The sequence below is a fragment of the Kitasatospora sp. NPDC001540 genome (assembly GCF_042894345.1).
Taxonomy (GTDB): Bacteria; Actinomycetota; Actinomycetes; order Streptomycetales; family Streptomycetaceae; genus Kitasatospora; species Kitasatospora phosalacinea_C.
In genome coordinates this window covers 25,932-39,012 of sequence record NZ_JBIAVO010000048.1, presented here as the reverse complement: position 1 = coordinate 39,012, position 13,081 = coordinate 25,932, and the positions used below count along the sequence as shown (strand labels likewise).

Here is a 13,081-nt window from a genome sequence, read left to right as displayed (position 1 = left end):
GCCCATTGGCGGCCAATTCGTGTCAATTGTCTCGTTGAGGTGGTTCGTTCCCGACCTGCCGTGCCGCGTCGCCGTTCGTCCGGGCGCCCTTCGGCCGGTCGCGCCCGTACTCCGGGGACGGCGGTCACGGGACATGGCGCGTTCTCGCCGGTCGGCCCGGATGTGCCGGGGTCGACGGTGCGGTGCGGGCCGCCGCGTTCGCACCGGCTGCCGTCCTGGCGGCGCTGGTCGGCAACTGCGCCGGTGGTCAGCCGAGTTCGGGCAGCAGGGCGAGCTTGCCGAGGTTCTCGCGGCGCTCCATCAGGGCGACGGCCTCCGGGAGCCGGGTGAACGGGAGCGTGGTGCAGACGGGCCGGAGGGTGCCGGTGGCGAGGCGGTGCCAGAGTTCGGTGCGGCAGTCGGCGACGAAGTCGGGCCGGTGGCGCGAGAGTCGGGCCATCGCGAGGCCGGTGGCGGTGTGGGCGCCGCGGAGCAGGGCGCCCGCGTCGAGGGTGCCCCCGGCGCCGCTGTTGACGACCAGGCGGCCGAACGGGGCGAGTGCGGCGTGGGCGGCGGCCAACGTCCCGCCGCCCGCGTTGTCGATCAGCAGGTCGACGGGTTCGAGGTCGTCGAGGACGTCGCTGTCGGCGAGCCGGTCGTAGGTGACCACCTCGGTGGCGCCCAGGTCGTGCAGGAACCCGGCCTTGGCGGCGGAGCCGACGGCGGCCACCACGCGCTCCGCGCCCAGGGCGCGGGCGAGTTGGACGGCGAGGTGGCCGACACCGCCCGCGGCCGAGGTGATCAGCACGGACTCGCCGGGGGCGAGGGCGCCGGTGCGCAGGGCGGCGAGGGCGACCAGGCCGCTGCGGACCACCGCGAGCGCCTCGGCGGCGGGTACGTCCTCGGCCACGGGCGTGACGAACTCGGGCCGCACCAGGGCGAGTTCGGCGTAGACCCCGGAGAAGGCGACTCCGCCGACCCGGTCGCCGGGCCGGTGGCCGGTGACGCCCTCGCCGACCGCGAGCACCCGGCCGACCAGGTCGCCGCCGGGGGAGTGCGGCAGCGGGGCCCGGCCGTGGCCGCGCAGGGTGCGCAGCAGGGGCGGGGTGAGCCCGGCGGCCTCGGCCCGGACCAGGAGTTCGCCGGGGCCGGGGGTGGGCTCGGGGCTGTCCTGCAGCCGGAGTCCGGCCGGGCCGTCGTAGCTGTGCAGGGTGAACTCGCGCATGGCACAAGGTCCTTCGGAAGGTCGTTGGGAGCTCCAACGATAGCCTCGGATTCATTGGAGTGTCCAACGTTTTCGGAGGTAGGCTTCCGGCCATGGACGACCCCGCACTCACCCGCCTCCAGTCCCTGCCCAGTTGGCTGCTCGGCCGGGCCGGCGCCCTCGCCCACCGCCTGGTCGCCGAACGCCTCGCCGAGGCGGGCCTGCGGATGGGCCACCACGCGGTGCTCTGCGCCCTCGCCGAGCACGGCCCGCTGGCCCAGGCCGAGCTGTCCCGCACCGTCCGGATCGACCCCAAGGACATGGTCGCCGCCCTCAACGAACTGCAGTCCCGCGCCCTGGTCACCCGTGAACGCGACCCCCGCGACGCCCGCAAGAACCTGATCACCCTCTCCCCGGACGGGCGCACCCTCCTCCGCGAGGCCGAACGCCTCGGCGAGCGGGCCAACGCCGACCTCACCGCCCCCCTCACCCCGGCCGAGCGCGACCAGCTGACCGCCCTGGTCCGCAAGCTGGTCACCGACCGCTGAGCCGCCCCGAACGGGCGTGGCGCGGCGCCCCGGCGAGTGACGCCGCACGGATGCGCGCAGAGGCGGACGGGTTCTTCGGTGACGAGGACCGGATCGGCGAGGACGGCGAGCCGGGCGGCGCGGGTCGGGCCGACGGCGGGCCGCGGGCGCGCGGATGAGCGGGCGCCGACCCGGTCCTCGCCCCCGGAGCGCCGCCATCGGCGTGCCGGGGCGGGGGATAGGGGGCCGATAGGCGGGGCGGTTCGGGGGGATAGGGGCGGCCGGGAGAGTGGTGCTCACAGCAGGCGGGATCCCGCCGGAGCGTGAGGACTCGGATGATGACGGAATATCAGGAGCGAACGGCGTCGAGGGGGACGGCGTCCGAACCCCTGGCGGCCGAACTGACCGGTGTGGTCAAGCGGTTCGGCAACGCGAAGGGTGAGGTGTTCACCGCGGTGGACGGGCTGGATCTGCGGATCCGGCGGGGAGAGGTGGTGGCGTTCCTCGGGCCGAACGGCGCGGGCAAGACCACCTCGATCGACATGCTGCTCGGCCTGACGCGTCCGGACGAGGGCGAGGTGCGGCTGTTCGGGACGGACCCGGAGCGGGCCGTGCGGACCGGCCGGGTGGCGGCGGTGCTGCAGTCCGGCGGGCTGCTGCCGGACCTCACGGTCGAGGCGACGGTGCGGATGCTGGCCTCGCTGCACCCGGGTGCCGACCCGGAGCGCTGCATGGACCGGGCCGGCGTCACCGGACTGCGCGACCGCCGGGTGGCGGCCTGTTCGGGCGGTGAGCAGCAGCGGCTGCGGTTCGCGCTGGCGCTGCTGTCGAAGCCGGACTTCCTGGTGCTGGACGAGCCGACGGCCGGCATGGACGTGGTGGCGCGGCGGGACTTCTGGGCGGCCGTCCGGGACGACGCGGCGCGCGGCACCACCGTCATGTTCGCCACCCACTACATGGAGGAGGCGGACCAGTTCGCCGACCGGGTGGTGATGATCGACAAGGGCGCGGTGGTGGCCGACGGCTCGGCCTCCTCGATCCGCGCGGCGATCAGCGGCCGGACCGTCTCGGCGCTGATCAGCCCGTACGAGGCCGAACTGGTCGCCCGGACGCCCGGGGTGCGCTCCACCACCGTGCGCGGCGAGCGCACCTACTTCACCTGCGCCGACTCGGACGCGCTGCTGCGGGTGCTGGTCGCCGAGACCCGGGCCCGCGAGGTCGAGGTCGCGCCGCGCAGCCTGGAGGAGGCGTTCCTCGCCATCACCGAGAACGCCCGTGCCGCCCGCGAGGCGCGCACCACGACGCCCGCCCTCGTGAAGGAGAACGCCTGATGGCCGCCGTCTCGGCGCCCGCCGCCGCCCGCACCTCGGTCTTCAACGGGGTGAACCCGACCTTCGTCCGGTACGAGCTGCGCCGGCGCTTCAACCGCCAGACCACGATCTTCACGGTGCTGCTGCCCGCGGTGCTGTACCTGGCGCTGTTCCGCACCGCCCCGTCCGGCGGGGCGAGCCTGCCGCACGGGAACTTCGCGGCCTGGATGATGATCGGCCAGGCGGTGTACGGCGCGGCCACCGCCGCGGTCAGCTCGGCCGCCACCATCTCGGTGGAGAAGTCGGTCGGGTGGATGCGGACCGTCGCGATGAGTCCGCTCACCCCGCCCGGCTACCTGCTGGTCAAGGTGCTGTGCTCGGTGCTGATGGCGGGCGTGCCGGTGGCGATCGTCGGCGTGCTGGGTTCGCTGACCGGCGCGCACGCCGACCCGGAGGTCTGGCTGGTGTCGCTGCTGGTGGCCTGGGTCGGCTCGGCGGTGTTCGCCGCGCTCGGCATCGGGATGGGCCTGGCGATGAAGCCCGACGTGGTGATGCACATGCCGGGCCTGGTGATGACCGCGCTGGCCTTCCTGGGCAACCTGTTCATCCCGCTGAGCGGCACCATGCTGGAGGTCTCCCGCTACACCCCGATGTACGGGGTGGCGACGCTTGCCCGGTACCCGCTGAACGACGGCTTCTCCTTCCACGGGGAGCACTCCAGCGTGGCCGGCGCGGTGTTCAACCTGCTGGCCTGGTTCGCCGGCTTCTCGTTCCTGGCGGTCCGCCGCTTCCGCAAGTCCACCGGCCGCCCGTAGCGCCGGAACCCGAACTCCCGGGCACGCCTTCCCGAGTACGTCTTCCCGAGTACGCCTTCCCGAGCACACCGCCGTCCGGCGCCCGCCTCCTCGGGCGCGGGCCCCACCCGAAAGGGGGTTAGAACACATGTTCGCATTCATCGCGCCGGGACAGGGGTCCCAGACCCCGGGCCTGCTGGCCGCCTGGCTGCGCGACCCGGCCACCGCCGAGCGGGTGCGGGCCTGGTCCGAGGCCGCCGACACCGACCTGGTCCACCTCGGCACCAGGGCCCCGGCCGCCGAGATCGCCCGCACCGAGCACACCCAGCCGCTGCTGGTGGCCGCCGGACTGCTCGCCCACCACGCCCTGCACGACGCCGTCCCGGACGGCGGCGCGGTCGCCGCCGGCCACTCGGTCGGCGAGCTCACCGCCGCCGCGTACGCCGGGGTGCTGAGCCCCGCCGACGCCGTCCGCCTCGCCGCCGTCCGCGGCCGGGCGATGGCGGTGGCCTGCACCGAGGCACCCACCTCGATGGCCGCCGTGGTCGGCGGCGACCAGAGCGAAGTCCTGGACCGAATAGGTGAGTTGGGCCTCTTCCCGGCGACCTTCAACGGCCCCGGCCAGATCGTCGCGGCCGGCCTGGTCGACGCCCTCGACCAGCTCGTGGCCGCCCCGCCGACCGGCGCCACGGTCAAGCGGCTCGCCGTCGCCGGCGCCTTCCACACCCCGTACATGGAGTCGGCCCGGCAGGCCTTCGAGGAGGCCGCCGCCCTGGTGCCCTTCGCCGCGCCGAACCAGCTGCTGCTCTCCAACGCCGACGGTGCGTCCGTCGACGACCCGGCGGAGATCCGCCGGCGGTTGGTCGGGCAGCTGGTCGGTCCGGTCCGCTGGGACCACTGCCTGACCCAGCTCGCCTCGGTGGCACCGCAACTGACCGTGTCGCTGCCGCCCGCCAAGACGCTCGCGGGCATCCTCAAGCGCCAGCACCCCGAGCTGGACGTCCTTTCCGTCACCACCTCCCGGGACGTCACCCGGGTCCGGGAGCGGCTGGCCGCCCCCGCCGGCCGAGGAGCGACCGCCCATGCCGGTGTCTGACCTGCTGGAGTACCCGCGCGCGGAGCGGGCCGCCCACACCGCCCTGATCGACGCCCGGGGCCCGATGGACTACCGCCAGTTGGGCACCGCCGTGGACCGCGCCGTCGGCTGGCTGCGCGGCCAGGGCATCGCCCCGGGCGACCGGGTGGTGTACGCGGGCGGCAACGACCGGGCCTTCCTCGCCCTGTTCTGGGCCACCCTGCGGGCCGGCGCCGTCTTCGTCCCGGTCCACCCCGAACTGACCGACCAGCAGATCGACCACGTCGTCGCCGACAGCGGCGCCGCCCTCGCGGTCTGCCGCCCGGGGGCCGGCCGCCGGGCCGCCCGCAGCACCGACGTCGAGCGGGCCTGGGAGCAGGTCCTCGCCACCGCCGAGGACCCGTACCGGGCCGAGGTCGACGAGGACGCGGTGGCGATGCTGATCTACACCTCCGGCACCACCGGCCGCCCCAAGGGCGTGGTCTGCCCGCACCGGCAGATGCTCGCCGCCGTCGACGCGGTGCACGCCTGCCTCGGCTACCGGGCCGACGACGTGGTGCTGTGCCGACTGCCGCTCTCCTTCGACTACGGCCTCTACCAGGCGCTGATGACCGCGCTGGTCGGCGGCACCCTGGTGCTGGCCCGGCGCAGCGACGACATGGGCCTGCTGAAGCTGGTCGAACGCACCGGCGTCACCGTCGTCCCGCTGGTGCCCTCGCTGGCGCAGATCCTCACCCTGCTGCAGGGCAGGGCGCACCGGCCGACGAAGGTCCGGCTGTTCACCAACACCGGCGCCCGCCCCGGTCGGGCCGTCACCGCCGAGCTGCTGGAACTGTTCCCCGGCTCCGAGTTCGCCTCGATGTACGGCATGACCGAGTGCAAGCGGATCTCCATCCTCGACCCCGCCGAGTACGCGGCCCACCCCGACTCGGTCGGTCCGCCGATCCCCGGCGACCGGATCCGGATCCTGGCCCCCGACGGCACCGAACTCGGCCCCCGCCGCACCGGCGAGATCGCCGTCCGCGGCGCCACCGTGATGGCCGGCTACTGGAACGTCCCGATGGCCGAGCAGAACCGGTTCGTCCCGCACCCCGACGGCGGCCTGGAACTGCGCACCGGCGACAACGGCTGGCTGGACGAGGAGGGCCGGCTCTACTTCGTCGGCCGCGACGACGACATCGTCAAGCGCCGCGGCGTGCGGATCGCCCTCACCGAGGTCGAGGACGCCGCCGAGCGGATCCCCGGCGTCAACGCCGCCGTCGCGCTGCGCCCCGAACCCGAGGGCGGCCCGCTGCTGCTGGCCGTGTGCGGCAGCATCCCGGCCGACCGGGCCCGCGCCCTGCTGGCCACGGAACTCGACCACAGCCGGATGCCCGACCGGGTCGTCCCGATCGCCGCCGTACCGCTCACCGCCAACGGCAAGCCCGACCGCGCCGCCGCCCGGCGCCTGGTCGAGGCCGCCGAGGCCGCCGAGGCCGTCACCGAGACCGCCGAACCCACCGCCCTGAGGAGCAGCCATGAACCAGTCGCAGTTTGACCAGCTCGTCGAGCGGACCTGCTCCGTGCGGGTCACCGACTCCGAGACCCCGCTGGTGGACCTGGGCGTCGACTCCCTGCACACCATCGCCCTGCTGATGGCGATCGAGGAGGAGTTCGGCTTCGAGGTCGACCCCGACGCCCTCGCCGACCCGGCGCTCGCCTCCCCGGCCGGCCTGCTGCGCTACGTGCACGCCAACACCGCCTCCCCGGCCGGGATCTGAGGAGCCGGCAGCCATGTGGACCGACACCAGACCCCCGGCCGAGCTGCCGAAGCTCTTCGAGCGCGGCGCGGACGTGATCTCCCTGGCCGGCGGCCTGCCCGACCTGGACGTCCTCCCGCTGGACGAGATATCCGCCCAGCTCGGACGGCTCGTGCGACTCGGCGGCAGACTCGCCCTGCAGTACACCACCCCGCACGTCGCCAAGTCCCTCGTCCCCGCCGTCGCCGACCTGATGGGCCGCGAGGGCGGCCGGGCCGACGCCGACAACCTGATCCCCACCAGCGGCTCCCAGATGGGCCTGACCGCCGTCGCCCTCGCCCTCGGCGCCCCCGGCGACACCATCCTCACCCAGACCCCCGCCTACCCCGGCGCCACCGCCGCCTTCCGCACCGCCGGCCTGCTCCCGCACGCCGCACCGGAGGACGCCGAGGGCCTCGACCCGGCCGGACTCAGAAGAGTCGTCGCCGAGCTGCGCGCCGCCGGGCGCACCGTCCGACTGCTCTACACCAACCCGACCTTCCAGAACCCGACCGGCGCCACCCTCGCCGTCCCGCGCCGCGCCGAGGTCCTCGCCGCCTGCCGCGAGCTCGACCTGCTGCTGGTCGAGGACAACCCGTACGGCCTGCTCGGCTTCGACGGCACCACCACCACGCTGTTCCAGGCGCTCGACCCCGAACGGGTGGTCTACCTCGGGACGTTCTCCAAGATCTTCGCGCCCGGCCTGCGCTCCGGCTGGATCGCCGCCCCCGCCCACCTGCGGCACGACCTGGGCCGGGTCGCCGAGATCATCTCGCTGTCGCCCTCCGCGCTCGCCCAGGGCGCGCTGGCCGCCTACCACTCCCGCTCCGGCTGGGACACCCTGATCGACCGCTACCGGGACAGCTACCGCGAGCGCTGCGCCCTGATGGCCGACGCGCTGGAGGCCGAACTCGGCGCCGACAGTCCCTGGCACTGGCAGCGACCCGGCGGCGGCTTCTACCTCTGGCTGCGCCACCGCGACCGGGCCGACGCCGGACCGTACGCGCGGGCCGCCGCCGACCGCGGCGTCTCGGTCGTCCCCGGCGGGCACTTCTCGATCGACGGCGAGCACGCCCACGGCCTGCGACTGTGCTTCAGCAACGTGCCCCGCAAGAAGATCGCCGAGGCGGTCGGCCGGCTGTCCGCCGCGCTCACCGAACCGTCGCTCACCGAACCGTCGTCGGTAGGACGCGAGTTGGCGGAGGTGGCCGGATGACCGCGCCCGCCGCCGTCGGGCCCGCCCCCGTCGACTGGGCGGACCTCGGCCCGCGCCACCGGCTGGCCGGCACCGACTGGCGGGTCTGGGGCGTCGGACTGCTCCGCAACGCCGGGTTCCCGGTCTCCGGCCTCGACCTGGTCGGCGGCACCCGCGCCCCGGCCGCCGCCGCCGCGCTCGCCGCCGGCCACGGCACCGAGGACGCGTTCCGCGCCGCCTACGCCGCCGACGCCGACCGCGAGGGCGCCGCCCTCGCCCGCCTCGCCACCGACCCCAAGCTCCGCCTCGCCATCGCCTGGCAGAACCGCACCGTCTACCGGATCCTCGACTCGCTGGCCGCCCCCGGCGGCAAGGAGACCAAGCGCCGCCAGCGCGAACGCACCCTCGCCATGTACTGGCTGCGCTACTGCGCCAAGGCCGACACCATCGGCTTCTTCGGCCCCGCCGCCTGGATCGGCGTCGGCCGCACCGACCGCGCCCTGGCGATCGAGCACGGCCCGGACCTGGTCGCCGCCACCCACACCGCCCTGGAGCACTGGACGGTCGCGGCCGTCGCCGACTGGATGGCCGAACAGCCCGGCGCCCGCTGGTGGTTCCCGCCGGTGCTGCGCCCCGACGTCCACCTGGACGGCGACCGGCTGGTGCTGCCCACCCGCAAGGTGCTCCGGCTGCGCCCCGAGGAGGCCCAGCTGCTGCGCCTCGCCGACGGCGACCGCAACGCCGAGCGGATCACCGAGCTGCTGGTCGCCGAACACGGCTGGGACGCCGCCACCGCCCGCGACAAGGTGGAGCGCACCCTCGGCCGACTGCTGCGCCGGCGCGTCCTCGGCTGGGACGCCAACATCCCGGTCGACGTCCGCGCCGAGCAGGTGCTGCGCCGCCGCGTCGACGGCATCGGCGACCCCGCCCTGTTCGTCCGCTACGACGCGGTGCTCACCGAACTCGCCCGCCACAAGCGGGAGATCGGCCGGGCCGAGACCGCCGAGCAACTGGTCGAGGCGCTGGACGCACTGGACGCCTACTTCGTCGCCACCACCGGCGAGGCCGCCTCCCGCGAGGAGGGCAAGGCCTACGCGGGGCGCACCCTGAGCTACCAGGACGCGCTGCGGGACTGCCGGATGGAGCTCGGCCGGGACTTCCTGGACGCGCTGGCCCGTCCGCTCGCCCTGGTCGCCGACGCCGCCGACTGGTTCGGCAACCGGCTCGCCGAACTCGTCGAGGCCGAGGTGGCCGGATTCGTCCGGGCCGCCGCGGCCAAGCAGCCGGCCGGTACGGCCGTCACGCTCGCCGACGTCTGGCCGCAGACCCTGGCGCTGTTCTGGGGCGAGCACGACCACCCCGTCCGGCGCGCGGTCGGCGAACTCGCGGTGAAGTGGCGCGAGGTGATCGGCGAGGTCCCCGCCGACGCCACCCGGGTCGAGCTGTCCGCCGACCGGATCGCCGCCCGGGTGCGGGAGGTCTTCGCCACCGGCCCGGTGCGCTCCCCGCACCTCGCCGTGCACAGCCCCGACCTGCAGGTGGTGGCCCGCTCCGCGGACGCCGTCAACGCGGGCGAGCACCTGGTGGTGCTCGGCGAGATGCACGCCTGCCTGGCCACCCTCGACCTGCCCTTCCTGGACTGGACGGCCGGCCCCGACGGCTCGGTCCGCGACAGGGTCAACCGGGTGATCGGCGCCGAACGCCTGGTGCCGCTGCTCCCGGTCGGCTGGAAGCGCAACAGCGGCCGGATGGTGCCCGCCCCGATCGGCGCGGGCGACCGGCTGATCGGCTTCACCCGGGCCCCGTTCGACCAGCGCGACCGGATCGAACCCGCGGTCTCCGTCACGCTCGCCGAGCAGGACGGCCGGGTCACCGCGACCACCGCCGACGGCCGCACCCGCTCGCTCCCCGAACTGCTCGCGGTCCTGATCTCGATCATCGCCTGCGACGCCTTCAAGATCGGCCTGGACCGGCCGCACGCCCCCCGGGTCACCCTGGACGGCCTGGTGCTGTTCCGGGAGACCTGGCGGCTGCCGCCGACCGGCGTCGACCTGCCCGCCAAGGCCGACCGGCACCGCGACTACCTGGCGGTGCGCCGCTGGGTGAGCGAGAACGGCCTGCCGGACCGGGCCTTCGTCAAGTTCCCCGAGGAGACCAAGCCCTCCCTGGTCGACTTCACCAGCCCCGTGCTGGTGCTCTCCTTCGCCAACCTCGTCCGCCGCGCGGTGCGGTCCGACCCGGACGCCGTGGTGACCGTCAGCGAGCCGCTGCCGGCCCCCGAGGAGTCCTGGCTGTCCGACGCCGACGGCGAGCGCTACGTCAGCGAGCTTCGGCTCCAGATCAGCCGAGAGGTGCCGCAATGACCGTGCTCGTCCCCGACGGCGCCGCGGTACGGGCCCGCCCGCACCGGCCGTCGGACCCCGACATCGTCGCCACGATCGGCGGAACTCCGCTGGTGGCGCTGGACCGCCTCTTCCCGCCCGCCCGCTTCCAGGTGTACGCCAAGTGCGAGCGGTTCAACCCCGGCGGCTCCATCAAGGACCGCGCCGCCAGGTCGATGGTCGAGCGGGCCATCGCCAGCGGCCGGATCGTCCCCGGCGTCTCCACCGTGGTGGAGTCCTCCTCCGGGAACCTGGGCATCGCGCTCGCCCAGCTGTGCAACTTCCACCGGCTCGGCCTGGTCATCGTGGTCGACCCGCGCACCACCCCGCAGAACCTCGCCATCATGCGGGCCTACGGCGCGAAGGTGGAGGTGGTCGAGCACCGCGACCCCGCCACCGGCGAGTACCTGCCGGCCCGGATCGCCCGGGTCCGGCACCTGCTGGAGACCGTCCCCGACGCCTGGTGGCCCAACCAGTACGCCAACGAGGACAACGCCCGCGCCCACCACGACACCATGCGGGAGATCGTCGAGGCGCTGCCCGCCGCCCCCGACTACCTGTTCCTGGCGGCCGGCACCACCGGCACCCTGCGCGGCTGCGCCGAGTACGTGCGCGCCGAGGGCCTGCCCACCCGGGTGGTGGCGGTGGACGCGGTCGGCAGCGTGATCTTCGGTCCGCCGGAGCCCTGGGAGGCCGCCCACAAGCGGACCATCCCCGGCCACGGCGCGGCGGTCGTCCCCGCGCTGCTGCGGCCCGGCCTGGCCGACCGGGTGGTCAAGGTGACCGACTCCGAGTGCATCCGGGGCTGCCGCAGCCTGCTGGCCGAGGAGTCGATCCTGGCCGGCGGCTCCTCCGGTGCGGTGATCGCCGCGCTCCAGCAGTCCGCCGCCCGGATCGAACCCGGCGCCACCTGCGTCGCCGTGCTCCCGGACGGCGGCGACCGCTACCTCGACACCATCTACGACGACCACTGGGTGGAGTCCTACCTCCGGCAGTACCTGCCGCCCACCGAGCAAGAGAGAGACACGCCATGAGGATCCTCGGGCGGGAGGACGTCAGGAGCGCCCTGACCGACCTCGACCCCGCCGTCATCGACCTGGTCCGCGACGCCTACGTGCTGCACGGCCAGGGCAAGTCCGACCTTCCCTTCTCGACCTTCCTGCGCCCGCTGCACCGCTCCGACTCGCGGATCATCGCGCTGCCCGCCTACCTCGGCGGACCGGCCCCGGTGATGGGCCTGAAGTGGATCTCGTCCTTCCCGGAGAACGTCAAGCGCGGGATGCAGCGGGCCAGTTCGCTGTGCATCCTGAACGACCTGGAGTCCGGCTACCCGCTGGCCCTGATGGAGGGCAGCCAGATCTCCGCGGTCCGCACCGCGGCCGGCGCGGCGCTCGCGTCCGGCCTGCTGAACGCCGGACGCGAGGTGCGCACCGTCGGCCTGGTCGGCTGCGGCACCATCAACCACCGGGTGGTGCACTTCCTCACCCAGGTGCACGAGGGCCTGGAGACCGTCCTGCTGCAGGACGCCTTCCCCGAGCGGGCCGAGGTGTTCGCCGCCGAACTCGCCGCCGAGTACCCGCACATCGCCTTCCGGGCCGTCCCGCTGGGCCGGGTGCTGACCGCCGACACGGTCTCGGTCGCCACCACCGACTCCACGTACTGGCTCGACCTCGCCGCCCACCCGCAGCGCCCGCACGGCCAGGTCGTGCTGCACCTGTCGCTGCGCGACCTGTCGGTGGAGTCGGTGCTCGGCGCGGTCAACGTGGTCGACGACGCCGAGCACGCGATCCGCGAGCAGACCTCGCTGCACAAGGCCGAGCAGCAGGTCGGCCACCGCCGCTTCGTCACCGCCGAGATCGGCGCGCTGCTCGACGGCACCGCCGAACTGCCGGGCGACGCCCGCACCGTGGTGTTCTCCCCGTTCGGCCTCGGGGTGCTCGACCTGGCCGTCGCCGAGGCGGTGCTGACCGCCGCGGAGAAGGCCGGGCTCGGCACCGAGGTCGACGGCTTCGACCCCGGCACCCACAAGGTCACCTCGCACTTCACCGGGAGCCCGGCGTGACAGGACTGTTCCCCGAGGGCACCCGGGCCGTCGTCACCGGCGCCTCGCGCGGCATCGGCGCCGCGATCGCCCTCCAGCTCGCCGAGCACGGCTGCGACGTCGCGCTCAACTACCGCTCCAGCGCCGGGAAGGCCGAGCAGCTGGCGGAGAAGATCGAGGGCCTGGGCCGGCGCGCCCTGCTGGTGAAGGCCGACGTCTCGGACGAGGCGCAGGTCACCGCGATGTACAAGGAGATCCGCACCGCCTGGGGCGGGGTCGACGTCGCCGTCCTCAACTCGGGCATCACCGCCGACGGGCACTTCGCGGCGATGAGCGCCGCCAAGTGGCAGGAGGTGATCTCCACCAACCTGACCGGCGCCTTCCTGACGGCCCGCGAGGCGACCAAGCAGATGTACGCCTCCGGCGGTTCGATCGTCTTCATCGCCTCGACCTCGGGCATCGCCGGTCGGGTCGGCCAGGCCAACTACGCCGCCTCCAAGGGCGGGGTGATCGCGATGGCCAAGACCCTCGCCTACGAGGGCGCGCCGAAGAACATCCGGGTCAACGTGGTCGCGCCGGGCTTCATCGACACCGACATGGTGAAGAAGGTGCCGCGCGCCCAGCTCAAGGAGGCGGCGGCGGCGATCCCGCTGGGCCGGATGGGCACGCCGGAGGAGGTCGCCCGGGCGGCGGTCTTCCTGGCCAGTCCGGCGGCCTCGTACATCACCGCCAAGGTGCTCACCGTCGACGGCGGGATGCTCTACAGCTGACCCCCGCAATCGAACTCACGTTCCATT

The 13,081-nt window shown here is 74.3% G+C and carries 12 protein-coding genes; 11 read left to right on the top strand and 1 reads right to left on the bottom strand.

Annotated elements, in window-relative coordinates:
• Positions 1–247: 247 nt before the first annotated feature.
• Entirely contained in the window at positions 248–1,204 is a 957-nt protein-coding gene (locus tag ACFY00_RS34725) for a zinc-binding alcohol dehydrogenase family protein (protein ID WP_388037345.1), read from the bottom strand.
• 92 nt (positions 1,205–1,296) lie between these two features.
• Between ACFY00_RS34725 and ACFY00_RS34720 the strand changes: the two genes are divergently transcribed.
• From ACFY00_RS34720 to fabG, 11 genes are all read left to right on the top strand, one after another.
• Positions 1,297–1,731, top strand: a complete 435-nt coding sequence (locus ACFY00_RS34720) for a MarR family winged helix-turn-helix transcriptional regulator (protein ID WP_388037342.1) — start codon at positions 1,297–1,299, stop codon at positions 1,729–1,731.
• A gap of 317 nt (positions 1,732–2,048) precedes the next feature.
• A complete protein-coding gene (locus ACFY00_RS34715; RefSeq protein ID WP_388037340.1) occupies positions 2,049–3,041 on the top strand; it encodes an ABC transporter ATP-binding protein in 993 nt (330 codons plus the stop codon).
• Complete coding sequence (locus ACFY00_RS34710) at positions 3,041–3,835, top strand: ABC transporter permease (protein WP_388037337.1); 795 nt, start codon at positions 3,041–3,043, stop codon at positions 3,833–3,835. The genes ACFY00_RS34715 and ACFY00_RS34710 overlap by 1 nt, the downstream gene beginning before the upstream one ends.
• Before the next feature lie 127 nt (positions 3,836–3,962).
• Positions 3,963–4,910 carry an ACP S-malonyltransferase gene (locus ACFY00_RS34705; protein ID WP_388037334.1) on the top strand — a complete coding sequence of 316 codons (948 nt, stop codon included), beginning with the start codon at positions 3,963–3,965 and terminating at the stop codon, positions 4,908–4,910.
• Entirely contained in the window at positions 4,897–6,426 is a 1,530-nt protein-coding gene (locus tag ACFY00_RS34700) for a class I adenylate-forming enzyme family protein (RefSeq protein WP_388037332.1), read from the top strand. Before ACFY00_RS34705 ends, ACFY00_RS34700 begins: the two co-directional genes overlap by 14 nt.
• Positions 6,407–6,649 carry an acyl carrier protein gene (locus ACFY00_RS34695; RefSeq protein ID WP_388037329.1) on the top strand — a complete coding sequence of 81 codons (243 nt, stop codon included), beginning with the start codon at positions 6,407–6,409 and terminating at the stop codon, positions 6,647–6,649. The genes ACFY00_RS34700 and ACFY00_RS34695 overlap by 20 nt, the downstream gene beginning before the upstream one ends.
• Positions 6,650–6,662: 13 nt before the next feature.
• Positions 6,663–7,883 (top strand): PLP-dependent aminotransferase family protein, encoded by a 1,221-nt coding sequence (locus ACFY00_RS34690; protein WP_388037327.1) that lies wholly within the window; start codon positions 6,663–6,665, stop codon positions 7,881–7,883.
• Positions 7,880–10,225 (top strand): lantibiotic dehydratase, encoded by a 2,346-nt coding sequence (locus ACFY00_RS34685; RefSeq protein WP_388037324.1) that lies wholly within the window; start codon positions 7,880–7,882, stop codon positions 10,223–10,225. The genes ACFY00_RS34690 and ACFY00_RS34685 overlap by 4 nt, the downstream gene beginning before the upstream one ends.
• A complete protein-coding gene (gene sbnA, locus ACFY00_RS34680; protein ID WP_388037322.1) occupies positions 10,222–11,277 on the top strand; it encodes a 2,3-diaminopropionate biosynthesis protein SbnA in 1,056 nt (351 codons plus the stop codon). The genes ACFY00_RS34685 and sbnA overlap by 4 nt, the downstream gene beginning before the upstream one ends.
• Positions 11,274–12,305 carry a 2,3-diaminopropionate biosynthesis protein SbnB gene (sbnB, locus tag ACFY00_RS34675; RefSeq protein ID WP_388037319.1) on the top strand — a complete coding sequence of 344 codons (1,032 nt, stop codon included), beginning with the start codon at positions 11,274–11,276 and terminating at the stop codon, positions 12,303–12,305. Before sbnA ends, sbnB begins: the two co-directional genes overlap by 4 nt.
• The gene (fabG, locus tag ACFY00_RS34670; RefSeq protein ID WP_388037317.1) at positions 12,302–13,054 is read left to right on the top strand and encodes a 3-oxoacyl-ACP reductase FabG; all 753 of its coding nucleotides are present in this window, start codon (positions 12,302–12,304) and stop codon (positions 13,052–13,054) included. The genes sbnB and fabG overlap by 4 nt, the downstream gene beginning before the upstream one ends.
• Positions 13,055–13,081 lie beyond the last annotated feature (27 nt).